Origin of the sequence: Salinivibrio sp. ML290, from assembly GCF_001995695.1 — a bacterium.
Lineage (GTDB): Bacteria > Pseudomonadota > Gammaproteobacteria > Enterobacterales > Vibrionaceae > Salinivibrio > Salinivibrio siamensis.
On the sequence record NZ_MUEY01000007.1, the window covers coordinates 229,970 to 256,114 of the forward strand.

The window sequence follows — 26,145 nt, forward strand, 5'->3', positions numbered from 1 at the left end:
AAAAAGCCCCAGCCTGGTGAGACACCAGATAGTTGGGGCTTTTTTGTTTAAATGTTTTGTCTCTATCGCTTGCTATCCGCCGTGTTGACCACGTTCACCAAATGATAGGCACAAAAAAAGGGCGCCTGAGCGCCCTCTATCAATCAGGTCTGATTTCTTATGCTACAGAAACGTCAGAAGCCTGTGGGCCTTTTTGGCCTTGCTCAACGGTGAAGTTCACACGCTGGCCTTCAGTTAGGGTTTTGAAACCTTCGCCAACGATCGCACGGAAGTGTACAAACACGTCTTTTTCGCCGTTGTCACGAGTGATGAAACCGAAACCTTTCTCTTCGTTAAACCACTTTACGATACCAGTTGCTTGATTAGACATAATCATTCTCTCTTAAATTACAAAAAATAGGATAGCTTTGAACGGAGTCGATGAAATGTCTAAAAGCGAAAGCGGGTAACGTTAGAAACTCTATAATATTGATAATAGCGTAGCTTATGTTGACTTTTACTTGATGTATCATTGATGCTCCATGTTCCAGAGCTGTGACCACCATACAGCATTACGCTCACATGTAAAGCACTTATACTTTTTTTTGAAAATTTGTAAGCCCGTACTGTGTTGAGTGTATTAGTGCTCTCTTTGCGTTACGGCGTGAGTATCGTTGTACAGGGTGATCTCGCGTGGCCAAGTTGCCTTAAACTCATCCGCTTGCTGCTTTATCCAGCAACAAAATTGGTCGACTTTATCGCGTTTAAAGTAGCCAGCAGGGGCGCACAAGAAGTAACCATTGGTAGGTTTTACCGCTGCTCGACCGATACGCACTAGGGTGCCGTCAGCTATATATCGCTGCACCAAACTATGACGAGCCAGCACTATCCCTTGCAACGATAATGCGCCTTCAATGGCATAGTTAGAGCCGTTGTAAGTGATGGTTGAGGAGCCCCCTGCGATGCCGACGGTATTGAGCCATCGGGTCCAGTCCATATCACGCCACATATCACTGATTAAATGACCCTTGGGTAAGTCTTCGAGGGTATAAATGCCTTCTTGCTGCTGATAGAGAGGGTGGCAAACAGGGTAGAGGATATCGCCCATCAGCCATTCACTGTGCAAGCCGTCGTAGTGGCCGCCACCGTACCGGATACATAGATCAATCGAGGATTGTTCGAAGGTATTCAACGTGGTGGTGGATTCCAGCATGATCGATAAATCTGGGTAAGACGCTCTGAATTTTGCAAGCCGTGGGACCAGCCAGTTTTGGGAGAATGATGGGACGGTTGACAGTGACAACTGATGAGGGCCCGGATCATTATTGAGCAGCCACACACCGTTGAGAATACTTCTAAAGCCTTGTTGGGCATGTGAAAAAAGAATCTCGCCTTCCGGTGTTAGCGTCACTTTGCGATGCTGACGATAAAAGAGAGGGGTATCGAGCCACTCCTCGAGTAGCCTTATCTGTTGGCTGATGGCGGCCGCCGTAACAAACAACTCATTGGCAGCGGCTTTAAAGCTGCCTAGGTGAGCCGCTTGGTAAAAGTAATATAAACCTTGGAGCGGCGGCATGCGTGTAGTGCTGGCGTTTGACATAAGCTCACCTTAACTGAATGTCAGTGTTTATCGTTTGAGCATAATCGTTGGTTGAACAAAAATAAACCATAAGAATTGTTCAAAAAGGCGATATACCATGATTACGATGTATGACCCAGTATTCCCGACCATAAAACAAGTTGTCACCTCAGTTAAGAAAGCATTAACTGTGTGGCGTGCAAGACGCGCAAAAGTCAAGCGAGTGGTGCATGTCTCAGCGCTTCCTCAACACCTACGTGACGACCTCGATTTAGAGGTACCTCACAGAGCGCGGCCTAACGCGAGTGACTATTTGTTTCGTCGATGATCTGACCGATTGAGGAAGGTTTAACCCCTTCCCCAATCTTTTAACAGTTGGGCTACTCCCATTTTCGGATGATTCAACACGTTGTCATCTTGGGTGACTTCACCGACCACATCATTGGGGTTATAGAGCGAGCAGGTTTTCATTGATAGGCAGCCACAGCCAATGCAGCCACTTAAATTGGCCTGTAACTGCTGTAAGCGTGCGATTTGCTCATTGAGGGTGGCATCCCAGCGCTGTGCCATATCACGCCATTGCTCTTTGGTGGGAGCGCGGTGAGAGGGCAATTCACTTAATGCTTCGCCTATCTCTTCAAGTGAGAGCCCCACATGTTGTGCTGCTTTAATCACCGCAAGACGACGCAGAACAGCGCGGTCGTAACGGCGTTGATTGCCCGCATTACGCCAACTGGTGATCAAGCCTTTTTGCTCGTAAAAATGCAGGGTAGACACCTTTACCCCCGCGCGTTTTGCCACTTGCCCAACGCTCATTTCCATCTTTTTTCACCTTTTTCTGCCACTCCTTGTTTACCTCAATATAACTTGAGGTTTTATCCTGACTAGCATCTTCACAACACAATGAGAGGGGAATCACGATGAAAGAAATGAAAGCGGGCGTTACCTCAATGTTATTGGCGATTATCCAAGGTGTTCAAGGGCGAGTTGGTACGAGCCGTAAACCGAAAGCAGTGCCAATCGCATCGATGCCAGCCCACCTTCAAAATGACATAGGGGTGGATACTCTGGATGCTAATGTGCGTCCCTCGGCGAGTCGCTTTCTATAAGCGCGCTGCATCTGTCGCTGTTAAAGCATGGGTTGCAGGATGCGAGAAGCGAGGGTAGAAAAAAGGCCAGTCATTGCTGACTGGCCTTCGCAGAATTAACGTGCCGTGGAGATGCGATTAAGCGAGCAACTCTTCAGCGGTGTTAACCACGTTTTCAACGGTAAAGCCGAACATCTTGAACAGCTCGTCAGCCGGTGCGGACTCACCGAAAGTGGTCATGCCGACAACGCGGCCATCTAGACCCACGTACTTGTACCAGTAGTCGGCGATACCCGCTTCAATGGCGATACGTGCTGTTACGTCTGATGGCAGCACGGACTCACGGTAGGCGGCGTCTTGCTTATCGAACAAGTCAGTGCTTGGCATAGAGACGACACGCACTTGCTTGCCGGCGTCGCTTAGTTTCGCAGCTGACTCCATCGCCAATTCGACTTCCGAGCCCGTCGCAATCAAGATCAGATCAGGCTTGCCTGCTGAGTCTTTTAGGATGTAGCCACCTTTGGCAATGTTAGCCAATTGTGCGTCATCACGCTCTTGCTGAGCCAGGCCTTGGCGAGAGAACACGAGGGCACTTGGGCCGTCTTTACGCTCAACCGCTGCTTTCCACGCGACCGCGGATTCAACTTGGTCACACGGGCGCCACATGCTCATATTCGGCGTTTGGCGCAACGTGGCCATTTGCTCAACCGGCTGGTGAGTTGGACCATCTTCACCTAGGCCAATCGAGTCGTGGGTGTACACTTGAATATTCTGCACCTTCATCAGGGCAGCCATACGCATCGCGTTACGTGCATACTCCATAAAGATCAGGAAGGTCGCACCGTAAGGCACAAAACCGCCGTGCAGGGCAATACCGTTGATAATGGCAGTCATACCAAATTCACGCACACCGTAGTGCAGGTAGTTACCGCTGGCATCGTCGGCACTGATCGCTTTCGAGCCTGACCACATGGTCAAGTTAGACGGTGCCAAGTCAGCAGAGCCACCGAGCAGTTCTGGCAGTAGCTTGCCGAACGCTTCTAACACGTTTTGTGATGCTTTACGTGATGCGATTTTGGCTGGGTTAGCTTGCAGATCGGCAATCAGCTTTTGCGTTTCGCTGTCCCAGTTGCTTGGCAGCTCACCCTTCATGCGACGAGTAAACTCAGCGGCTAGCTCAGGGTATTGTGCTTGATAGGCGGCAAACTTCTCGTTCCATGCGGCTTCTTTGGCCGCACCGGCTTCTTTGGCATCCCACTGTGCGTAAATATCTTGTGGGATCTCAAATGGGCCATGCTCCCAACCGAGGAATTCACGCGCGGCTTGTACTTCATCATCACCCAGTGGTGCACCGTGGCAGTCGTGGCTGCCCGCTTTATTGGGTGAGCCGTAACCGATGGTGGTCTTGGTGCAGATCAATGTCGGCTTGCCGGTTTCCGCTTTTGCCGCGTCAATGGCCGCTTGAATAGCCGCCGAATCATGGCCATCTACTGCAGGGATTACGTGCCAGCCATAAGATTCAAAGCGTTTCGCGGTATCGTCAGAGAACCAACCTTCAACATGACCATCGATAGAAATGCCGTTGTCATCCCAGAAGGCGATCAGCTTGCCCAGGCCTAGGGTGCCGGCGAGTGAGCATGCTTCGTGTGAGATACCTTCCATCAAGCAGCCATCACCCAAGAATGCGTAGGTGTGGTGATCGACGATGTCGTGGCCGTCGCGGTTAAATTGCGCCGCGAGCGATTTCTCTGCCACTGCCATGCCCACCGCATTAGTGATGCCCTGGCCGAGTGGACCTGTGGTGGTTTCAATACCCGGTGCGTAACCATATTCAGGGTGGCCTGGGGTATTCGAGTGCAATTGACGGAACTGTTTGAGATCGTCAATCGATACGCCATACCCGGTCAGGTGCAGTAGCGAATAAATCAGCATAGAGCCGTGGCCGTTTGACAGTACGAAACGGTCACGGTTGGCCCAATCTGGGTTTTGTGGGTTGTGGTTCATGTGGTCGCGCCACAAGACTTCGGCGATATCAGCCATGCCCATTGGGGCGCCTGGGTGACCAGATTTGGCTTTTTGAACACCGTCCATCGCAAGGGCGCGGATGGCGTTAGCTAGCATTTTGCGTTCCATGTGTTTACCTACAGGTTGAACAGGTGAAATAGGGTCAAACAGTATCATAAAAGCGGACTGAGCCGCTTTTATTGTGTTAAATCACGCTTTGTGTTGGATCACAATTGTTCGCGAATCATGTCTTCAAGCTTGCCTTGGTCTACCGCAAAATTGCGGATACCCTCAGCGAGCTTTTCAACGGCCATCGCGTCTTGGTTGTGCTCCCACAAGAATTCAGCATGTGTCATACGCGCTGGGCGCTGCTCGGTGGCCCCCGCGTCTTTTAACTTAACTGGCACGTCACCGTCGGCGTCGCTAAGCTCTTGCAGCAATTGTGGGCTGATGGTGAGACGGTCGCAGCCAGCAAGCTCTAGAATTTCGCCTGTGTTACGGAAGCTTGCGCCCATCACTACGGTGTCATAGCCGTGAGCTTTGTAGTAGTTGTAAATGGTGGTGACAGATTTAACGCCTGGGTCTTCTGCCGCCTCGAAATCACGGCCTTCTTTGGCTTTGTACCAATCCATGATGCGGCCCACAAACGGAGAAATCAGGTAAGCGCCCGCTTCGGCACAGGCACGTGCTTGTGCGAATGAGAATAAGAGCGTCAGGTTACAGTTGATCCCTTCTTTTTCCAGGATTTCTGCCGCACGAATACCTTCCCAAGTTGACGCCAGTTTGATCAGAATGCGCTCGTTGCTGATCCCAGCTTCGTTATACATGCTGATTAGCTTGCGCGCTTTGGCAACACTGGCTTCTGTGTCATACGACAAGCGTGCGTCTACCTCGGTAGAGATACGGCCAGGGATCACATTGAGAATTTCTTTACCAATGTTGACGGCGAGACGGTCACAGGTATCGGCAACCTGTTGGTCTGCATCGCTGCTATGTGATTTTGCATAGGCAATGGCTTCCTCGATCAGCGGCGCATATTCTTTAATTTGCGCGGCTTTGAGGATCAGAGAAGGGTTAGTTGTGGCATCTTGCGGTTGGTATTTTTTAATCGCTTCGATGTCGCCTGTGTCAGCGACCACTGTGGTTAGGGCACGGAGTTGATCCAGTTTGTTGCTCATCTTCACTCACCTTCTTTACGTGGTAGGCCCAGACGCCGAATTACGTGCTAACGCTTGCTCTGAATATGAACAGATGCAACGCGTCTGAGCAAATGATGTGACGATCTTTGAGTTTTTTACGTCACTTGTCAATTGTATTGCGACATAAAGAGAGTTAAGTCTCACTCTTTCGTCACGAATTTACTCATCCTGTTGAAACGTGAACGCGGTTTCATCGGGAGCAGGCTCAGACATGTTGAGCAGCGCCATCGCACAGCTGGCACTGGTGGCCAACACATCAATCACGCCCGTGCGCAAAGCGCCAAGAATAGATAAGGCTTTGCGACTTTCACTGGCCATCGCGATAACGCTGGGAATACGCGCCAAATCAGGCATGGCTAGCCCAACCACTCGCCCTCGCATCAAATTATCGGTGGGTTGTCCGTCGAGACGGAAAAAATCAAAGCCACCGATATCTCCGACAATACCATGGTTAACACGTGCTTCAACAAATTCGCGTGCGGTAAAGCAGCCCAATTTGACCATATGGCTATTTTCGTCCATGTCCCCAATGCCGACCAGGGCGAACTCTGCTTTTCTCGCCTGGTTCAAGGTTTCACTGATATTGGGGTGAGAGACAAACACTTGCTGGATTGATTCGTTATCGACGTAGGCGGGGGCATACAGGGTTTCACTGCTGCCGCCAAATTTTTTGGCGAGACGCCGGCAGATATGATCCGCGTTGAATGCATCACCACTTCGGTGGGTACCGCCGATAGCACAGACAAAGCGCGCTTGGCGATGAGAGACGACTCCGGGATGATCAGCCACCGCGGCGACGTTTTGGCCTTGTCCCACCGCGACCACCATGCCGTCGTTGAGGTTACCATCCAAGTAAGTGGAAACCAGGGTCGCGACTTGAGTGCGCTGCTCTTCGGGACTGGGCTGGTCGAGAGAAATTAATGCGCGTTTGAGATTAAATCGCGCCATGAGCCTTTGCTCCAACTGAGCGCTGTGCACCGGGTGAAACTTCACCGTTATTTCAACAATCCCTTCCTCACGTGCTTTTCGGAGCAGGCGGCTGACTTTGGGGCGACTTATTTTGTATTTGCGTGCGATCTCCTCTTGGGTCGCGCTTTGCTGGTAATACAGAATGGCGATTTCGGTAAGCAAATCAGTGTCTTCGTGAACGTTATCTAGGGACGTCGGCGTACTCATGTATTTTGGTCTCGCTCATCGATCGAATCAAACTCACCGCACACTGTACGGCTGACTGCAACGGCGATTCAGTATAGCGAGCTGACGAGATTTGAACAAATGTTATGTTTAAAAACGATTGTTCATTGTTTTAGGTGCAACCACAAGTCGTGGAAATATCTGATTGATGGCGCGGACAGGCTTTTTAAAGGCGTTATGTTTGAAAAAATAGCCATTACTATCTAGTTTTATTAAGTCCCTCCCAGGTTTCCGGACAGATTAATTTAAAAGATGTACACAGAAAAGGGAGTAAATCTTGGGCGGCAGACTCGTTTTTGGCTAAGGAGTGTATTTTTATGCACGCATTGCAGTCTCGGCAGCCCCTTATTTGGGTGACGACCTTGTTCATACTGGTGGTTATGTTCGCTGTCGGATTTTGGATGACGAGTTTGAGTCGCACCACAGCGCCCGAACTATCACTGGTGGATACGGACTATAGCTATTTCATTGACGAGACAAACGAGCTATCTCTTAACTATGTGCTCAATCATGCCCCCTTTACGAAAGCCGATAACACGGGTGAGATCCCGTGGAAGCTGGCTTATCAAACCTATTGGATCAAGCTTGAGTTTAATTACCACGGATTGACTGAGCGCGACATTCATGTGCTCACCGATAACCCACTGATTGACTATCTAGACGCGTACCATATTTTGGATGGCGAGCAGGTGCGCTCACAGATAAAAGCAGGGGATAAAACATCGGCACGCTTGAGCCGCTTGCCAATGCCCCATTCCATTCCGGTTAACTTACTGCCGGAGCGCGATAACCAATTACTGCTCAAAGTCACCTCGAATGATATGGCGATCATGCCGTTAAGCGTGATGTCGCACCAGGCGTTTGATCAGTTATCTCGGTCTTTGCATTTGGTTTGGGGCGGCTTCATCACCTTTACCTTTTTGGTCGCGCTGTATAGCGCAGGGGTGTATGTCTACAGTCGTCAGCGCGTCTATCTCATTTTTGTGCTTGTCGCTCTAATGAGTACCTTGCTTGTGAGTGTTAATCATGGTTTCAGTCGTTACTTTTTGCCGGATCCGGTGCAGATATTTATCAGTAATCACTTGGTGGCGTTGGCCGTTTGCCTACTCATGGCGGGATTATGGTTCACCTACTATTTTCTAGACTTTGAGCGAAGTCGGCTTTATCAGCGTGCGCGTTCACTCTTTTTTATGACCACCGGGGGGCTGTTTGGCTTGGCCTTGCTAAGTTTTATCACCCCCACGTATGTGTCGCTTTCATTTGTTTTTATCGCGCAATTACCGGTCTATGGCTTGGTGGCCTATTATGTATGGCACCAATGGCAACCGAAGAAACTTTGGCTCTCGCTCTTTACCCTCTGTTGGATCCCGGCCATGGTGGGCGGGGTGATTTTCTACGCTCTGATGCTCAACGTTATTGATTACAGTCTGCTATCACGTTACGCACTGATGATGTCGCTGGGAATGACCATGATTTTCTTTTCATTGGCTCTCGCTGAACGCTTCCGGTACCAGCGATTACAGGAAATGCAGGCGCTGACGCATGACACGCTGAGTTATCTACCGAATAACAATGTGTTACATATGGTGGTCAATGATTTGATCAGCCGAAATGCCCGTTTCAATTTGTGCTGTTTATCAGTGGATAATTACAACAGCCTGCTTCCGTATTTAGATGAGCACGCCCGCGAGGAATACATTAACGCGATTGCTGGCCGTATTAATGATGTGTTGATGATGCAACCTGTGCTGGGAGTGAAAACCGACAGTGATATGCCGGATTATCGTTTGGGTTGTTTAAAAGAGGGCGTGTTTGCGTTTTTGATTGATGATGTCGACCGCTCGGCTTGCGATACGATTCTCGATTCCGTCATTAAAGGATTAAATGGTGACTTATGTGTTGGCTCATTTGTGACGCAAGTGAATGCGCGTATTGGTGTTTGCCACTATCCCACTGACGGTGACCACCCAAGCCTTTTAATCAGCCGCGCCCTGAGCGCCATTGATCAACATCGATCGCTTGCCAGCCACTATGCACATTTTAATTCTTACGAGCAACGACACCATCAATTGCATGTTTCTCTCGTGACCGACCTGAGGGATGCTATCGAGAATGATCAATTAGAGCTGTATCACCAACCGCAGATTGATTTACGCACTGGCTCTGTCCATGGCTCGGAAGTCTTAGCGCGTTGGACACACCCTGAGTACGGGCAAATATCGCCTGAAGTGTTTGTGCGGATGGCAGAAGATGTCGGTATCATCAATAACCTCACGCTGTGGGTGATTCAGCGGGCTTTCCAGCAGCAAGCGCAGCTGATCACTAACGGCCATTGTCGCCGCCTGTCAATCAATATCAGTGCGTCTGATATCTATATTCCGGATCTGGCCAACCGTGTGGTCGCGCTGGCGCATCAATATGACATACCGACTAACTTGATTTCGCTGGAACTGACAGAGTCGGTGATGGTCGAGGACTACAACTGGCTAAAACAACTGATTACAGCACTATCAGCCAGTGGCATTGAAGTATCGATCGATGACTATGGCACGGGCTATTCCTCGTTATATTTCCTCTCGCAACTCCCATTCACTGAGCTTAAAATTGATCGCAGTTTTGTGCGAGATCTTCACAAGAGTGGTCGTCACCAAAGCATTGTTCGTGCGACCACGGACATGGCGCGATCACTGGGGGTAATGGTCGTTGCTGAGGGCGTGGAAACCGAGGAAGCGGAGACATTACTGCGACGTTATGGTGTCGATGTGTCACAGGGCTATTATTACTCTCGGCCGCTTCCGTTCCAACAATATCAGGCTTACGTTGAGCGCATGGACAGCGTGCAACCGACCACGGTGCTAAGAGAACAAAATATACGCTCGTCCTCAAGTGGATAAGAGTGGGTACATTGCATCAACCTAATTGCAATGCATCACGTAAATGCCCATTGGCTTGCTGAAGCCGCTGCCGTGCCGTCGCCGGGTCTTGCTCCGTTAAAATCATAAAAATGGCGACCTTCACCTCACCATCTGACTGTGACAGGGCGTGTGTTGCGGTGTGTTCTTCACATCCTGTCGCTTCCATCACGATCAACGTGGAACGGGTAACCAGTTTATCGTTGCTGGCTTTTACATCGACCATCAGGTTTTGATAGCACTTGCCCGTCTTTATCATGGCGGCGGTGCTCAGCATATTTAATACTAGTTTTTGCGCAGTGCCTGACTTCATTCGGGTTGAGCCTGTGAGCGCTTCAGGGCCAACTTCGGGCGTAATGGCAATCTGGGCGTAGGCGTTAATGGCGGCATTGGGGTTACATGACAAAGCGACCGTGACTGCGCCTACTTGCTTGGCGTAATCGAGTGCACCGATGACATAAGGCGTGCGGCCACTGGCGGCGATACCGACCACCACATCCTTCGCGGTGAGGCCTTGTGTGACCAAATCCGCTTTACCTGCATCTGGGTTGTCTTCAGCGCCTTCTTGGGCGACGAACATAGCAGGCTCGCCACCGGCAATCAGTCCTATGACTTGCTGGCTATCCACCCCAAAGGTGGGCGGGCATTCGGCCGCGTCAAGCACACCCAGTCGACCACTTGTCCCCGCACCGATGTAGATAAGACGACCGCCTTGGTTAAAACTTGCCGCAATCGCATCGACCGCTTTTGCAATCGCGGGGAGCTGCGTCTGCACAGCGGAGGCTACGCCCTTATCCTCTGCGTTAATCATTGTCACCAAGCCAAGTGTGTCTTGTTGGTCGATCGTCAGTGTATGTGGGTTGCGTGTTTCTGAGAGTAAGCCTTTTAGCTGGTCGACGCTGGGGGCTGACATAATCGTTCCTCAGTAAGGTAGATAAATGGCACCAAGACAACAGGCTTGTGTTGCGCCTGTCACGGCGGGCACATTGCCTGGTTGGTGATTAAGGGTTTGCCTGGCCAGCCAAGCAAAGGCAATGGCTTCCATATCGTCGCAACTGATCCCGGCATCGTCAGTTTGTGCAATGGACCATTGCGGAAGTGCCTGTTGTAACGCATGCATCAATGCCTGGTTGTGCGCGCCACCGCCACACACGAACACTCGGCCACGTTCTAATGGACGGATCGCTAACGCGATACTTTCGGCAGTCAATGCCAGCAAGGTGGCTTGCACTTGGTCTGGAGAGAGTGAAAACGCGAGCAGGTGACGGTCGAGCCAATCGAGATTAAAGTATTCCCGCCCGGTACTTTTAGGAGCTGGACGTGAGAAGTACGCGTCGGATAACAGGCGGTTGAGTAAGGGTTGATACGCGCAGCTGGTGGCTGCCCACTCGCCATCTTTGTCATAGGCTTGGTGACGGTGACGCTGCGTCCAGGCATCCATCAACATATTCCCTGGACCCGTATCATAGCCATATAAAGGGCGATCGGGACAAATCATTGATACGTTGGCAATACCGCCAATATTCACTACTGCGGTGGCTTGTTCGCTATCGGCAAAGTAATCATTGTGAAAGGCGGGCACCAAAGGGGCGCCTTGACCGCCATACGCCATGTCTTTACGCCTAAAATCAGCGACAGTGGTAATGCCGGTTCGCGCCGCAATCACATTGGCGTCGCCAAGTTGCATGGTGAATGGATAATCGCCGCTCGGTTGGTGATAGACGGTTTGACCATGACAACCGACCGCCGCGACATGTTTAGGCAGTAACGCCGCTTGTTCAAGTAGGGTATTGATGGCATTTGCGTAACACTCCCCTAAGCGGCGATCGAGTTCGCCCAAGGCTTTGACTGACATCGGATGACCTCGGCTCAAGGTGATCACGGTAGCTTTAATATCCTGCGGTAGCGGGTCACTATGACGAGCAATTGACTCCACGTGGCCGGCTTGAGTGAACCGGACAGCGACGACATCAATGTTATCTAAGCTCGTCCCTGACATAACACCTATGTAGATATCGGCGGCGGGTTGTGGCATCGGGTGCTTCCTTACAGTAGTCCAGCGATAAAATGACGATAAGAACCAAGGTACTGAGTATAAACAGATTGCGATAAGTGGCAAAGTGCTTGATGATCCCTTTGAGGTACTGGCGCCTTGCAATAGTGAATGGTCTGATTGGACGAATATAATCAAAGTGGTTGTCAGTGGGTTGACAAGAGTATGAAGGAGAAACGATGGGACCGGTTTGGCTAGATGTGCACGCCGAGCAACTTGATAACGAAGAGAAAGAAATCTTGGCACATCCCTCTGTGGGAGGCGTTATTCTATTTGCTCGCAATTATTTTGACTCCGCGCAGCTGCGTGCATTAACTCAGTCAATACGCACAGCGGCGGGGCGCGATATCCTCATCGGCGTTGACCAAGAGGGGGGCCGTGTTCAACGGTTTCGCGACACGTTTACCCCCATACCCGCAGCGCAGTCTTATGGTGCGTTAAGTGCGAGTCCAGCGCTCGCGGAGCAAGCGGGTTGGGTGATGGCAATGGAGCTGATCGCTCATGGGATTGACCTCAGTTTTGCGCCTGTGCTGGATTTAGGATTTGGGTGTGCGGCAATCAAAGACCGTGCCTTCGGTGCGACACATCAAGCTATCACTGACTATGCTGGCGCCTTTGCTAAGGGTATGCGCGTGGCAGGCATGGCCACCACGGGCAAACATTTTCCTGGACACGGTGGGGTGAAAGAAGACTCGCACTTAGTGACACCTAAGGATACGCGCGATATTTTGCACTCAGACGACTTTGCGATTTTCCAATCGTTTATTGCGCGGGGGCTCGTGGATGCGATGATGCCTGCCCATGTGGTTTACCCGCAACACGATGCCTTGCCAGCCAGTGGCTCGCCGTACTGGCTTACCCAGATTTTGCGCCAGCAACTTGGGTTTAAAGGGATTATTTTCTCGGATGATTTAAGTATGGGCGGTGCGCATTTGTTCGGCGATGCGCCCGCGCGTGCCAAAGCGGCGCTTGATGCGGGGTGCGACATGGCCTTGATATGCAATGACCGCCACAGTGCGGTGTCGGTGCTCGACGCTTTGCCCATTCAGTCGGTCCCTGCTGCTGAGACATTGCGGGTGCGCCAATCCGTGGAGTGGCAACGCTTACAGCAAGATCCGCGTTGGCAGTCGGCACAGCGTGAGATTAAGCGACATGCAGAAGAGTGGCAGGCGCAACAAGCCTGAGCGAGTGCACTAGCGTCAACGTATTTCAGGACGGGACACAACAAACAAAAAAGGCAACGTCATCACGTTGCCTTTATCCTATTAATGACGAGTGCAATGCACCGCGAGTCTTGCCTCGCGATTAGCGGTCCTCTCCGAAATAACTGTCGTCGTGTTGCGATCGGGAAGCGCGCTTATTGTTGCGCTTCTTGTCTTTTTTGCCGCGTGGCATATCGTCATCAAAATCGTCGTGGTGGCGAGATTTAAACTTCTCTTTATGTTGCGAGCCGTGTTTTAACCATTGATCCCACTGTGCCATGGTGGTGTTTTCCTAACGCTTGTTGATTGTCAGTGCTATGTGTAGCCGGAGTGTTAGACACATAATGTTTGCCTAACGATTTTAAGATAGCCTAAAAATTGAACGTCGACTAGTGAAATAGGCGTGAATTTACCGATTTTTTCTGAGCACTTATAACTGACCGGTAGATGATACTAACTCATTGATTAGCGGGTTTTTATCGCTGTTAGTTAGCCAGGTAAGGTAAAGGGGGTGGGTAAGAATATGGCCGTGATCAATAAGATGGAGTTGTCCGTTGTTCAGATAAGGGTGAACTGCCAGTGACGGTAGAAACGCGACGCCGCCGTGCACGAGTAAATAGTTTAACGCCAGTTGGCATGACTGGGTATGTAACACGGGTGAGCGTTGTAGTGGCGCAATTTGGCTTTGCTCAAGTGAAAAGCGAGTTCCCCAATCAAGATAAACCAGCGGTAGCGTGTCGCTCGTGTCCAGTGTGAGCCCCGGTAAATGGCTAACTAACTGAAGTTGATAATCGCCTAGGTGGTGTGATTGTAACCCTTCAAGCTTAGGCAGCTCTGAGGTCAATCCGGCATCAATACGTTTTTCAATCAAATGGCGTGCTAGCAACTGGGCGGGTGTCGACTCGGCACGGATCAACCAGTCTGGGTGCGCCGCACACACGCGGTTGACCCATGTGCTGACGCCATCGAGTTCCCACAGCATCGGGGAGGCGGCAAGCGTGAGTTGTGCGCTCGTGTGCTGCATCGCACTGACGTCCTGTTGGGCGCGCTGCCACGTTTGCAGCATGGTTTCGGCGTAAGGAAGTAATCGCTCACCCGCATCGGTTAGACGAACATTATTGCGCTGACGAACAAACAGTGATGTATCTAGCTGGGTTTCTAGTTGGCGAATGCGAAAGCTCACAGCGGACTGGGTCAGGTAAAGGTTTTCCGCTGCACGACCGAAGTGACGCGTCTTGCTCACTTCAATAAATGTACGCAGTAGTTGAATGTCCAATGGTGTTTTCCTTCTCGGCGATATCGGGCATTTAGACAAAAAACTTCGATGCACGTCAAGTGAATGCGCGCGAGGTGGATCAGAGCATCAGATCTGCCAGTGTCAAAGGGCGTTCGGTCAAGCCAAGCCGTTGGGCTGGGGTGAGATGCGCGCGGTCTTGCCAACATAAGTTATGCCATGCGCGATAGATATCCAGCAGGGGCAATAGCCCACCAGGGCGCAGCCGGCGTCTCGGCTCATTGACCAATAGTGAAAACTGCTGGTGGAAGTGTTGTTGATATTTTTTCAACGCATCACAGCTTGCATGGGTTAACCAATAGGCCTCTTGACCTTTGTTTTGGCCATGATCGCAGATTGCTTTGGCACCGTCGCCACTGCGAGTAAAGGCCCAACGGTCACGCCACCAGCTTAGCAAAACGATATCAATTTTTTCTGGCTCTGATCCGGGCTGCCAACCGGCATCCTGCTCGACGTATACATGGCTGACGCGCTTATCTCGAATATCGGCCTCGAAAACGGAGAGGCAAGCAGAGCGCAATAAGGGCTCTTGCGGCGAAAAAACCACAATTTGCTGCCAATGCTCGATTAACGGCTTGAGGTTGAGGTAATGCGCATACGTAGTGTATTGAGGGCGGATCAACGTGCCGCGATTAGGATAAATAAAGTGCAGCGGCTGCGTATAGGGGTCTTCGACATTCGAGCGAGCAAAGACGTCGCGGTATTTGGCATCCACTCGACCCAGTAATCCCTCTGGGCGTGCCACTGTATCTTGCGGCTGACCCGCACTGTGCGTCGACATAAAGCGACAGTCAGGCTGATAAGGGTCATGATGTGTGTGCAAGTGGTGATGGTCATCCGTATGATAATTCACATCTTGTTGCAGCACGTAGCCACTGTGCGCTTCTCCTGTTGCCAGCCATTGCACGCCATTGTCGCTCTTGGGTTGCAAGGCGGTGTGGACACTGGCCAAATGGCCCGTTGAGGTATCGGCTAAAAACCGGCTGTCGTAAGCGGCAAGCTTTTGTCGGCAGCGCGCGGCTATTTGGTTAAGATGGTCGTAGAAGGTTTTCGGGTTCAGTGACAGTCTTCGGCAGATGTCACGCACTGTGTGGCCAGTAAAAAGAAACGCTAACAGCTTTTGCTGTAACTCACTTTTTTTGTTGACCCCAGACCAGCGGTCGACAAAGGTGCTTTGGCAGCTTTTGCAGCGATAACGCTGACGATCGCCACTATAGCCGAACGCATGATAACAATGCCGATGCGTGAGCACGGGTTTACCTAAATGCTCACATTCTGGGTTGGTACAGGCACACAAACCATCGGCATGAAGTTGACGCTGAGCAATCAGCTCAGCTTGAACATCATGGTTATTTAACAGTGGAGGAAACGCGCCACACTCTCGACACACCAAGGTTGGGCGAGCAGGATTGGTGTGTTGAACCAAGTAATCTTGCTCATCTTTCGACCCAAAGTTGGGGCAGGTGAGTGTTTTACAAAAGTTTAGCTGTAATTCACCGGCTGCAAGAGGCAGCTTACTGCTTGACACGTTTCCTCCGACCAACACTTACAGGTTGATCGCGGTTTCTAGCGAGACCGTCATCATCTCGTTAAATGATTTTTGACGCTCGTCAGAGCTTAGTGCTTCGCCACGGATGATATGGTCAGACACGGTCAGGATGGTGAGTGCACGCGCACCCAGTTCAGCCGCAACACCGTAGATGCCTGCCGCTTCCATATCTACAGCGAGGATACCTAAGTTATCCATTTTGTTGAACAAATCACCTTCTGGGCTGTAGAACAGATCGGCAGAGAAGACGTTACCGACACGCACAGACACATTCTGCTTACGTGCTTCGCCCACGGCCGTTTCCAGGAGGTGATAGTCAGAGATAGCCGCGAAGTCATGGCCAGCAAAGCGTGTACGGTTTACTTTCGCATCCGTGGATGCGCCTTGTGCGATGATGACATCCATCAGTTTGACATCGTCTTTAACCGCACCACAGCTGCCGACGCGGATCACGTTCTTAACACCGTAATCTTTGATTAGCTCATGCACATAGATTGAGCAAGATGGGATCCCCATGCCGTGACCCATGACAGACACTTTTTTGCCTTTGTAGGTGCCGGTGTAGCCGAACATGTTACGCACGTCGGTGACGCGCTCCGCGTTCTCGAGAAAGTTTTCGGCAATGTACTGCGCACGCAGCGGATCACCAGGCATGAGGACAGTTTCAGCAAATGCGCCGTCTACAGCATTGATATGTGGGGTAGCCATAGTGTGCTCCAATTATCTTTAGTTAAGAGAAAAAGCGTTCGATCACAGCTTGGTAAGCCATGCCGCCAAGGTAGATACCAACAATGCCCATGATCCCAGAAATTACCGGGGGAGCAGGCAGTGGTAACTTGATCGCGCTGAAGAAAAAGCCAACGATGGCGCCAGCGACGACCGCAAGTAAAATTTCGTTCATTATAACCCTCAAACATCTAGTTAGGTGCAGTCCAGCTCAAATCGGTACCCAAATTGCGACAGTCATAGCTGTCTTTATTGTCTTTTAAGTGGTGCCGCATGAGATGAGTCCAGTGTATGTAACCCATGCGCATTTACGCGCGATCTTGATCACAACTATCCCCATATTAGCGCGTAATGGCCACAATGATTACTAAATATGTTGATAGTGTCGATGCAATCGCTTGCGTTTTGGTCAAATGGCGCGGTTTTATCGCCTCTCAGATGCGTGGTGATGACGAATCAACAGCAGGTAGCCGATTCAATTGCGGTTTTTTTGCGCAAGATCAAAACAGTTTTGGTAAGCGTAACTGGCATCGCCGGATGAAAGACATGATGACAGGCCTTTGCGTGCGAAACCTATTGCCTCATGCCATGCGCTTAATCAATAACACTATAAATATGAATAATTCTCACTTCTATTCGTGACTTGTTTATTCAACTGCGTTAGCATTCCCCCACCGATTTTTGCGAGGAAAGGGCTATGCAAGCTTTTCGTTCATTTTTTCCATTTATTTTTCTCACTGTTTCTTTGTTGTTGAGCAGCCAGGCGGCCGCAAAAACCATCACCCATGCGATGGGCACTGTTGAAATCGACGGCGTACCACAACGCGTCGTTGTGTTGGGGCAGGGCAGTTTAGATGTGCTGGATCGCCTCGGTGTTGAGCCTGTTGGCGTGGTGAAGTCTTTAATGCCGGATTATCTTGCCAAAACCTATCAAGACGATAAGTATGTCGCGGTCGGGACGGTGAAAGAGCCTGATTATGAGGCCATTTTCACCGCTAAGCCGGATTTGATCATTGCGGAAGCGCGTATGGCCTCGCTCATGGGCGAGTTAGAGGAAATCGCTCCGACAATTATGTTTCGAGCGGACTACGAGAATTACTGGCAAAGTGTGCAAGCTAATTGGCGCATGCTAGGCGAGGTGTTTAACAAGCAAGAAAAAGTCGACGCGATCATTGAACAAATGAATACCAAAATCGCGCAGACCCATGATAAAGCGGTGGCAGATAACTTTAACGCGTTGATGGTTATGAGCAACGGCAGTAAAGTGGCGATGTTCGGCGAGAATAGCCGATTTGGTATGGTGTTTGATGAGCTAGGCTTGAAACCTGCGAAAAGCGATGATGTAGAAGTGGCAGGCTCACACGGTAATTTGATTTCGTTCGAATATATTGCCGACGCCAACCCAGATGTCTTATTAGTCCTTGATCGTGAGCAGGCGATTGGGGAAGGTGAAGGCAAGGCAAAAGCGCGTTTTGATAATCCTTTGGTCAACAAAACGCATGCTCACCAACAGCAACGTATCAGTTATCTCGACCCAACCGCGTGGTACATTACCATGGCTGGCATGACGGCGATGGATAAGATGATCGATGATGTAAACCGCGTGCTTTAATCATCATACGAGAAACAAACAGACCCAGGCTGGCCCTGGGTCTTTGTGGTTATAGACCTCAACGGTAGTGATTCTGTGAAGTATCTTTCTATTCCTGTCCTCGTGGTGCTGGCGATCCTGTCGATATCCATTGGTGTGGCGCACGTGTCCTTCGCGAGCTTGTGGGCGGGCGATCCAGAAGCGTGGACAATTTTTACCACCAGTCGTATTCCTCGGTTACTGGCTATCTGTTTGGCTGGTGCGGGTTTAAGTGTGGCTGGACTCATCATGCAGCAGATCTGTCAAAACCGCTTTGCCGCGCCCGACACCACCGGCACCATTGATTGTGCGCTGCTGGGTTATGTGCTGACATTGGTTGCGTTTGGGGGCGCCAGCCAATGGCTGGACTTGTCCGTTATTGTGGGGATCGCGATGGCAGGCACTTGGCTATTCGTCCATTTTCTCCAACGACTGAAGTTTAAAAATACCGTGCTGGTTCCCTTGATTGGCATTATGTACGGCAATGTCGTTTCTTCGCTAACCCAGTTTTTAGCTTATAAGTACGATCTGATTCAAACCTTGCAAGCGTGGACGGTCGCCAACTTTTCGTCGGTGCTCGCGGGAAATTATGAAGTACTCTTTGTGGCTATTCCGGTATGTGGTATCGCCTATGCGTATGCCAGCCAATTCAGCGCCGCCAGTATTGGCGAAAGCTTTGCCAAAAACATTGGCCTTGATTATCAAAAGGTAGTGCTATTCGGTGTCATGGTGGTCGCATTGCTGTCGTCCGCGGTGGTGATGATTGTTGGGGTCATCCCCTTTCTTGGCTTAATTGTGCCCAATGTTGTCTCGCTTTTTATGGGCGATAACATTAAACGCAACTTGCCTTGGACGGCCTTTTGGGGCGTGGTGTTGGTGTTGAGCTGCGACATTCTGGGCCGTGTCATTATCTTCCCTTATGAAGTCCCGATTGCGATGATCATTTCTATCTTAGGCGGTGCGGTGTTTATCTATCTAGTGATGAGGGACAAAGCGAATGCGTGATGGTATCAAGCTTTCCCTGGTCGCAATGGGTGTGGTGCTCGTGGCGGGGTACTTTTTAGGGCATGGATTAACGGCGGATAATTACGCGTATTTTCTTTCGCGACGAACCCCTAAGGTTTTGGCAATCACGCTGGCTGCCGTGGCCATCTCTGCCTCTTCGCTGGTGTTTCAAACCATCACCAACAATCGGATCCTGACCCCTTCGATTCTGGGCTTTGATAGTTTATACGTTCTCTTGCAAACCGTTTTATTGGTGGTATTTGGCTCAAGTAGCGTATTGCTGATCAATGCGTACGCGAACTTTACCGCCAGTGTGGTGTTAATGACGGTAAGTGCGACTGTGTTGTTCACGCTTTACTTTCGTCGACATCGCGCCAACATCTATACGCTGCTGTTAATTGGTATTGTGTTAGGTAGCGTGTTTGGCAGTATCAGTCAGTTTTTTACCTTGTTGGTCGATCCGAGTGAGTTCGCCATCCTGCAAGATGCGATGTTCGCCAGCTTCAACAATGCTAATCGTGAGCTGGTCTATGTCAGTGTACCGGTCTTAGCCGCCTGTTTGCTGGTGCTATATCGATTTAGCAATCAGCTTGATGTGTGCTTGTTGGGTGAGGATAACGCAACCAGCCTTGGCATCGATACGCGCCGACTCACACTGAAAGTGATGATGGTGATTGCGGTGATGATTGCCTTATCAACTGCTTTGGTTGGACCGGTGCTCTTTTTTGGTTTGATTGTGGTGAGCCTCGCACGACAAATGTTTGTCAGTTATCAGCATCGTTTTTTAATTGTGGCCACCAGCGTGTTGGCCGCCTTTTTGCTGTTAAGTGGCCAGTATGTTGTCGAACAATGGTTTGGGTTTGAGACCACGGTGAGTGTGATCATTAACTTTGTCGGTGGCGGTTACTTTTTGTATCTACTGACGAAAAACAAGTTTTAATATTATGATTGAATTAATTGGATTATCGAAAGCTTATGGCCAAACACAGGTGGTCAATCAAGCCAGCGCACTGTTTCCACTCGGTAAAGTGACCGCTATCATTGGTCCCAACGGGGCTGGGAAAAGTACGCTGCTATCGATGGCGAGCCGACTGACAGACAGTGATGCCGGTGAGGTGTTGATTGGTGATAAACCACTGAGTGAGTGGAGTAACCAGGCGTTGGCGCAGCGCTTGGCCGTGTTGCGTCAAGCGAACAACGTCAATATGCGTTTTCGGGTGCGTGAGTTGGTTGCATTTGGGCGCTTTCCGCATTCCAAAGGGCGGCTAACCGAACAAGACAACGCGGTGATTGATGACGCCTTAGCGCAACTCGGGCTGACAGAGTTGCAAGAGCGCTTTATTGATCAGCTCAGTGGCGGTCAGCGTCAAATGGCATTCATTGCCATGGTGGTGGCGCAAAACACCGACTATGTTTTCCTCGACGAGCCACTCAATAACCTCGATATTCGTCACTCTGTGGCTATTATGAAAACGGTACGAGAGTTGGCACACCGATACAACAAAGCAGTGGTGGTGGTGATGCACGATATCAATTTTAGCGCGTGCTACGCCGATAACATGATTGCGATGAAAGCGGGTGAAGTGGTTGCCAGTGGCCAAGTGAAAAACGTGGTGACTAAACCCATCATGGAGCGGATTTACGAGATTGATTTTGAAGTCGAGGAGATAAACGGGCAGCGCATTTGTCTGTATTATGGCGCCGCCACGCCATCGATGGCCGCTGCAGAGTCTTAAGCGTGTTGTGAATGACTAGCCGCTATTAGCGGCTAGTCGTCTTAGTGTGCTTTGGCCTCTGTGCGTTTGTTCGCCGCTTTTTTAACGGGTGCCCGAGTCAGCCACCAACTTGCCAGTGAGCCTAAAGTGACCATGGCCACACCTTGCCAAAAGGTGAGCGTCAACGAAGTAGAAAGTAGTACTGCCGACAATAAGGTCGATAAAATAGGGATGAAATAGGATAGGGTGGCCAAGACCATCAAATTGCCCTTGAGAATACCTATATTCCACAGCCCATAACCGCCTCCCATGGCGAGTCCAGCGAGCAGCACATAGCCGCTGGTTTGCCATGAAAGATGCATAGCGGGTGCGTCAGAGGCGAGATAGCCCACCCACAAAGTGACCGCGGTGGCACAGAAAAACCAGGTGATCCCGTTCTTACCCTGCGCGCGCATCTTGGTGAGGTTGCAGTAAATCGCCCAAATAATCGCACCGCTAAACGCCAATATATAGCTAACCGGGTTCGACTGAATGTTGGCCACAAGGTGAGACCAAGATACGCCTTGCTTGCCTCCTACTGTCCACACCACGCCCATAAAGGCGACGACTAACGCAGGATAGAGCCACAGGCTTACTTTCTGACGGGTCAAAATAACCGAAAACAAGACAGTTAAGCACGGCCAGAGGTAGTTGATCACCCCCATTTCGATCGCTTGGGTGCGGGTATTCGCCCAAGCCAATGAGAGCGCTAAGCACAATTCATACACGACAAATAAAACGCCGCCAATCAGCAAATATTGGCGCGGGAAGGTGTTGAGTTTGGGGAGGCCGACGACGACAATCAAACAAAGAGAGGCAAGCGTATAGATCGCCGCTGCGCCACCGAGTGGCCCAAGCAGTTCGGTGACATGACGGATAAAGGCGACATTGCTGCTCCAAAGCATGATGGCGCCGCATCCGGCCAGCGTATATCGGTTCATGAGGTAGCCGTCCAAGCAAAACCTCTAAATTGCCTTTTTTATTGGACGTGTGCAACCACCATCGCCACTGCGCATTAGGTGAATGAGTCAAGCAGTAGTCGGTGGTCGTCGGGCACCGTCAGTGACTCGGCGGTGTGAGGGTATGCGTGGCAAGCAGTGTATCAAGCGGTGTTGGGTAGTCGATAAGAAACCCTTGCACGTAGTTAATGCCAATTTCTTGTACGCAGGCAAGTTTTTCTTCGTCGGAGACCCATTCCGCGACCGTTTTGTAACCCATGGTGTCACAAATGCTGACAATAGACTCCAGTATGACGCGATCGATTTTGTTTTCTCGGTCGGTCAGGTTAGCCACAAATTGGCCATCAACTTTAACCACATCCACATTGAACAGCTTTAAGTAATGAAACGAGCAGAGACCGGCACCAAAATCATCCAGCGCGACATGCGCGCCATGGTGGCGTAGTTCGTCGATAAAAGAGACGGCTGCGTTTAAATGACTAATGAGTGCTGATTCAGTGATCTCAAAACACAGTCGCTCCGCAGGAAGGACGGAAGCGCTTAATAGCTGTTTGAGTTGTGTCTGAAATTTAGGGTCACTGATTGAGTTTGCTGAGAGGTTGATGTTGAACCTGAGTCCTGACTCTGCCAACTCCGCGGCGCGCGTATTGAGCACATAGTTCACTACCCAGCCATCGATATCGCGAATGTAGCCAAAGGCCTCGGCAGCGGGAATAAATTCCCCCGGATTCATAATATTACCGTCGGTATCTACCATGCGTATTAATAGTTCGTACCAGTGTTCAACCACAGGCCCCTGTGCGGGTGCCACCTGTTGGCCATAGAGCGCAAAGCGGTTTTCAGTCAGTGCTCGTGTAATTTTCCCCACCATTTGCATGTCACTGTGGCGTCCCTGCGCGGTGCCTGAGATATCGTTGTAATCCACTATCTGGCCGCGTCCTGCCGACTTGGCCTCATACATCGCTACATCGGCGCGGCTCATCAAATCCGAGAGGGTTAATGTCGCATCGTTAACATCCACCAGACCCACACTGGCACTGATGGCAAAAATGCGCTCGCCATAGGAGAAAGACAAGTGTTCAAGCTGTTTGATTAAGTCGGCGATCGTATGTTTCGCGTCGCGCATATTGCAGTGCGTGAGCAGCAACGCAAACTCATCACCGCCCAAACGCGCCACCACATCATCACTGCGTATGTTATCGGCTAAGGCTTGTGACACTTGGCATAGGACTTCGTCACCAGCGTGATGGCCGACCGAGTCATTGATGATTTTGAAAAGGTCTAAATCGATAAACGCTAACACGGAGGGCGATTGGTTCTCGCTGGACAGGTGATTTTCCATGAGGGTTTCAAAGGCGCGACGATTGGGTAGCTGTGTGAGCGAATCATGATTGGCGTTATAGTCTAACTGTGCCATCAGCGCATGCTCATCCGACACGTCTCGCAACACAAACACATAGCCGTGTTGACCGTTTTGGTTACTGGTCAGTGGAGACATAGCCACCGATACATACAGGCGTTTGCCGCCCGCGATAACCAGTTGGTAGGCGTCTTGTATTTGGGTTTCAAAAAAGGTCTCTGTTTGTTGACTGCTAAAACTGGAAAGCAACACCCGTTGCTGGTTGTTGTAAAGCTCGAAAACCGCGTCCACAGGTTGGCCGAGTGGCAGCACGCTATCATTGGCAACAAGCCACTGCGCGGTGTTGTTGAGGTAGGCCAAGTTGCCCTGATCGTCGATGGTGATCACCGCATCGTTGATGGAGTTCATCACCACATCCAGCTGTTCACGCTCTTGGGCCAGTGCGTGGTTAAGCTCGTTGATTTCGGTATTGTCCCAATTGGCGCCGATCATCCGTACCGTGTTGCCATTATCGTCTATTTGTAAGCTGGCGAGAGCACGGATGTAGCGAATACGCCCTTGACTATCAATGATCCGAAACTGGGTATCGAGTCGTTGATGATGCGTAAGCGCGTCCTGGAGTGTTTGGTTGATGGTCTCTGCATCATCTGGATGAAGACGTTGCTGCCAGGTGGCGAGTTTTTCACTGCCTTCGGCCTCGGGGACATCGTAGAGGCGGTACATTTGTGCGTCCCACTCTAGTTTGTCTTCGTTAACGTGATACTCCCAAATACCAATATTGGCCGCTTTTGTCGCGGCTTCTAGGCGGCGGCGTAAGGTGTCTGTTTGCCGGTTAGTTAGATACTGCTCAGTGATGTCAATCACGGTACTCAAGACGGTTTCGGTTTCTTCCCCCGTTTGCCGCGCCGATGATTGGCGTAGATAGCGATAGGCGTTCGCGTCATTATTAAACCGGAATACCTCTACCATCCGATCGGTGTGTTTGTCGACGAGCAGGCGCATAGATTGTTCCCATGCGGCGCGATCGTCTGGATGTATGCGACTGACCCAGTCTTGGTAGGTGCGTATCTGTTTGGCATTGATGCCGAGCAAAGGCGCGGACCACCCAGAAAACAGCAACGCACCCGTATGAATATTGAGTTCAAAGACGGCAAGTTTGTTGATATCGAGGGCAAAGCGCCAACGTTCAAGCCAGCGTTTTTGTTCACGTTGTGCCGCTTTGAGTGCGTTGATATCCTCGATTTGGCTGATCAAGTGAGTCACATGACCAGCGTGCTTATCCCGGACAGCGGTGAGCGAGAGCCGTCCCCATACTGTCTCGCCATCGGCGCGTACAAAGCGCTTTTCCAATCGCTTATTATCAGAATGACCCATGATCAGATCGCTAAAATATTCCCTCAGCGAAGATTGGTCTTGTGCTCGCGTGAACAAAGAGACATGCGAACCGATAAGCACGCGGCGCTCACAGCCAAAAAACTGCGCCAAACTGGCGTTTGCTTCTTGGACAATACCTCGCGGATCCAGTATTGCCATCCCAATCAATGAGTTGTGCATGGCTTGCGTGAGCAGCGAGTGCTGCTCAATGTGATGCCGTTGATGGCGTCGATAGCTATACGCCAGCTGTGTCATCCCGACGCCTATCACCAAGGTCGCGGCCGCGGTGACTAAGCGCGACAAGGAGACTTGGTGTTCGCTGTCGATATGGAAAGCAAAGACACCGATCGCAGAAAGGAGGTCAAAACTGACCACTGACAAGGCGATAGTGGCAAGGCCTATTATTCTGCTTTGCAGTGTGGCAGCAATGAAAAACAAGCCTGTCAGCGCGATGAACGGATAGGGGAAAGCATAAAAAAGCAAACTAATCAGGACAAACAGCGCGAGACTGCCGCTGATCATTGTCGATGGAGAGGGAGCCGGTCGATAGAGCTTGTCGAGAGTATCTGTGTATAGCCGCTCTTTGAGCGCTAAGCATAGCGGAAATAGCGCAACGAATCCGATAAATTCACTAAAAAACCAGCGTACTACATAGTAGTTAAACCCGTGTTCATTGAAGGCGGATAAAACATAGCCCCCGAGGAGGGCACCGACAAGCGGGCTCATAACGGCTGGTGGCATCAGTCCGCGGATAAATGGCCACACACCGTGCAAAGGGTTGCCATAACGCCGGCGCATCATAAGGTATAACGTACAGCCCGTGAAGGCGGTTAATGTATTGATGGCCGCCAGCTTAAGGCTCAGTTGGGATGGGAGCCCCATGACACTGTCTGCTGCAAATACCCCGATAAAAAAACCGAGGGTGGCCAGGGCACGCGCGCGGTGAGGAAGGTTGGCCAGTGAAAAAGCGCCCACGGCGGAGGCATACCAAATGACGGCAAATTCTTCACTCTCGGGAATGACGGCCAACGAAAAGCACACCAGCGAGAAACTAATTGTCATCAATACCAAAAAGGCGTGAATCGCCTGGCGCACTCGTTGATGGCGGGGCATGGCTCTCTCATTAATTACAATGACCTAGCTGTAGCTTAGCGCATTTTGTCTTAGAGTTAACGACCTTTATTGCCTTTCCGCTACCTTTGTCGGTACTGACTTGTTGACCGCCGTGTTGAGAGGCACCTGCATCCTATTAATCGTTTGATTACTAGCGCCTCAGATCTAATG

Annotated in this window: 23 protein-coding genes; 8 read left to right on the plus strand and 15 right to left on the minus strand. The window is 50.6% G+C overall.

Annotation, left to right across the window (positions count from 1 at the left end; all coding sequences use genetic code 11):
* Positions 1–157 precede the first annotated feature (157 nt).
* The 3 genes from cspE to soxR all read right to left on the minus strand — a co-directional run bounded on the left by cspE (position 158) and on the right by soxR (position 2,380).
* Positions 158–370, minus strand: a complete 213-nt coding sequence (gene cspE, locus BZG23_RS08575; protein WP_069360900.1) for a transcription antiterminator/RNA stability regulator CspE — start codon at positions 368–370, stop codon at positions 158–160.
* 249 nt (positions 371–619) lie between these two features.
* Positions 620–1,579, minus strand: a complete 960-nt coding sequence (locus tag BZG23_RS08580) for a LysR substrate-binding domain-containing protein (protein WP_077606675.1) — start codon at positions 1,577–1,579, stop codon at positions 620–622.
* A gap of 327 nt (positions 1,580–1,906) precedes the next feature.
* The gene (soxR, locus tag BZG23_RS08585; protein WP_077606676.1) at positions 1,907–2,380 is read right to left on the minus strand and encodes a redox-sensitive transcriptional activator SoxR; all 474 of its coding nucleotides are present in this window, start codon (positions 2,378–2,380) and stop codon (positions 1,907–1,909) included.
* A gap of 98 nt (positions 2,381–2,478) precedes the next feature.
* Between soxR and BZG23_RS08590 the strand changes: the two genes are divergently transcribed.
* Complete coding sequence (locus BZG23_RS08590) at positions 2,479–2,667, plus strand: hypothetical protein (RefSeq protein WP_046075614.1); 189 nt, start codon at positions 2,479–2,481, stop codon at positions 2,665–2,667.
* A gap of 117 nt (positions 2,668–2,784) precedes the next feature.
* Here the strand turns inward: BZG23_RS08590 and tkt are convergent, their stop codons facing one another.
* From tkt to BZG23_RS08605, 3 genes are all read right to left on the minus strand, one after another.
* Complete coding sequence (gene tkt, locus BZG23_RS08595; RefSeq protein WP_077606677.1) at positions 2,785–4,779, minus strand: transketolase; 1,995 nt, start codon at positions 4,777–4,779, stop codon at positions 2,785–2,787.
* 98 nt (positions 4,780–4,877) lie between these two features.
* Positions 4,878–5,828 (minus strand): transaldolase, encoded by a 951-nt coding sequence (tal, locus tag BZG23_RS08600; protein ID WP_046075616.1) that lies wholly within the window; start codon positions 5,826–5,828, stop codon positions 4,878–4,880.
* A 180-nt stretch (positions 5,829–6,008) separates the two neighbouring features.
* Entirely contained in the window at positions 6,009–7,025 is a 1,017-nt protein-coding gene (locus tag BZG23_RS08605; protein ID WP_046075617.1) for a sugar-binding transcriptional regulator, read from the minus strand.
* Positions 7,026–7,444: 419 nt separating this feature from the next.
* On the opposite strand from BZG23_RS08605, the gene BZG23_RS08610 reads away from it, so the two are divergent.
* On the plus strand, positions 7,445–9,937 hold the full coding sequence (locus tag BZG23_RS08610; protein ID WP_198532130.1) for an EAL domain-containing protein: 2,493 nt from the start codon (positions 7,445–7,447) through the stop codon (positions 9,935–9,937).
* Between the two features lie 16 nt (positions 9,938–9,953).
* Here BZG23_RS08610 and murQ read toward each other — a convergent pair whose 3' ends face one another.
* Together murQ and BZG23_RS08620 are read right to left on the minus strand one after the other, a co-directional pair.
* Positions 9,954–10,868 (minus strand): N-acetylmuramic acid 6-phosphate etherase, encoded by a 915-nt coding sequence (gene murQ / locus BZG23_RS08615; RefSeq protein WP_077606679.1) that lies wholly within the window; start codon positions 10,866–10,868, stop codon positions 9,954–9,956.
* Positions 10,869–10,877: 9 nt separating this feature from the next.
* Positions 10,878–11,990: an anhydro-N-acetylmuramic acid kinase gene (locus BZG23_RS08620; protein ID WP_077606680.1), complete on the minus strand. Its 1,113-nt coding sequence runs from the start codon at positions 11,988–11,990 to the stop codon at positions 10,878–10,880.
* Positions 11,991–12,187: 197 nt separating this feature from the next.
* On the opposite strand from BZG23_RS08620, the gene nagZ reads away from it, so the two are divergent.
* Complete coding sequence (gene nagZ / locus BZG23_RS08625) at positions 12,188–13,192, plus strand: beta-N-acetylhexosaminidase (RefSeq protein WP_077606681.1); 1,005 nt, start codon at positions 12,188–12,190, stop codon at positions 13,190–13,192.
* A 121-nt stretch (positions 13,193–13,313) separates the two neighbouring features.
* On the opposite strand, the gene BZG23_RS16655 is transcribed toward nagZ, so the two are convergent.
* The 5 genes from BZG23_RS16655 to BZG23_RS08645 form a co-directional block, all read right to left on the minus strand.
* Complete coding sequence (locus tag BZG23_RS16655) at positions 13,314–13,490, minus strand: hypothetical protein (RefSeq protein WP_167369752.1); 177 nt, start codon at positions 13,488–13,490, stop codon at positions 13,314–13,316.
* Positions 13,491–13,640: 150 nt separating this feature from the next.
* Positions 13,641–14,486, minus strand: a complete 846-nt coding sequence (gene hdfR, locus BZG23_RS08630; protein WP_077606682.1) for an HTH-type transcriptional regulator HdfR — start codon at positions 14,484–14,486, stop codon at positions 13,641–13,643.
* Positions 14,487–14,565: 79 nt separating this feature from the next.
* Entirely contained in the window at positions 14,566–16,032 is a 1,467-nt protein-coding gene (locus tag BZG23_RS08635) for a lactate dehydrogenase (protein WP_046075623.1), read from the minus strand.
* Between the two features lie 18 nt (positions 16,033–16,050).
* Positions 16,051–16,761 (minus strand): purine-nucleoside phosphorylase, encoded by a 711-nt coding sequence (gene deoD, locus BZG23_RS08640; RefSeq protein ID WP_046075624.1) that lies wholly within the window; start codon positions 16,759–16,761, stop codon positions 16,051–16,053.
* Positions 16,762–16,783: 22 nt separating this feature from the next.
* Positions 16,784–16,954, minus strand: coding sequence for a XapX domain-containing protein (locus BZG23_RS08645; protein ID WP_021023774.1), 171 nt, complete (start codon positions 16,952–16,954; stop codon positions 16,784–16,786).
* Between the two features lie 176 nt (positions 16,955–17,130).
* On the opposite strand from BZG23_RS08645, the gene BZG23_RS08650 reads away from it, so the two are divergent.
* From BZG23_RS08650 to BZG23_RS08670, 5 genes are all read left to right on the plus strand, one after another.
* Entirely contained in the window at positions 17,131–17,421 is a 291-nt protein-coding gene (locus tag BZG23_RS08650) for a hypothetical protein (RefSeq protein ID WP_077606683.1), read from the plus strand.
* Between the two features lie 55 nt (positions 17,422–17,476).
* On the plus strand, positions 17,477–18,391 hold the full coding sequence (locus tag BZG23_RS08655; protein WP_077606684.1) for a siderophore ABC transporter substrate-binding protein: 915 nt from the start codon (positions 17,477–17,479) through the stop codon (positions 18,389–18,391).
* Between the two features lie 75 nt (positions 18,392–18,466).
* The gene (locus tag BZG23_RS08660; protein ID WP_077606685.1) at positions 18,467–19,414 is read left to right on the plus strand and encodes an ABC transporter permease; all 948 of its coding nucleotides are present in this window, start codon (positions 18,467–18,469) and stop codon (positions 19,412–19,414) included.
* Entirely contained in the window at positions 19,407–20,354 is a 948-nt protein-coding gene (locus tag BZG23_RS08665; protein ID WP_046075628.1) for an iron chelate uptake ABC transporter family permease subunit, read from the plus strand. Before BZG23_RS08660 ends, BZG23_RS08665 begins: the two co-directional genes overlap by 8 nt.
* A 4-nt stretch (positions 20,355–20,358) precedes the next feature.
* Positions 20,359–21,150: an iron ABC transporter ATP-binding protein gene (locus tag BZG23_RS08670; protein WP_077606686.1), complete on the plus strand. Its 792-nt coding sequence runs from the start codon at positions 20,359–20,361 to the stop codon at positions 21,148–21,150.
* Between the two features lie 41 nt (positions 21,151–21,191).
* Here the strand turns inward: BZG23_RS08670 and yddG are convergent, their stop codons facing one another.
* Positions 21,192–22,109: an aromatic amino acid DMT transporter YddG gene (yddG, locus tag BZG23_RS08675; RefSeq protein ID WP_077606687.1), complete on the minus strand. Its 918-nt coding sequence runs from the start codon at positions 22,107–22,109 to the stop codon at positions 21,192–21,194.
* A gap of 118 nt (positions 22,110–22,227) precedes the next feature.
* Positions 22,228–25,974: an EAL domain-containing protein gene (locus BZG23_RS08680; RefSeq protein WP_077606688.1), complete on the minus strand. Its 3,747-nt coding sequence runs from the start codon at positions 25,972–25,974 to the stop codon at positions 22,228–22,230.
* Between the last annotated feature and the right edge of the window lie 171 nt (positions 25,975–26,145).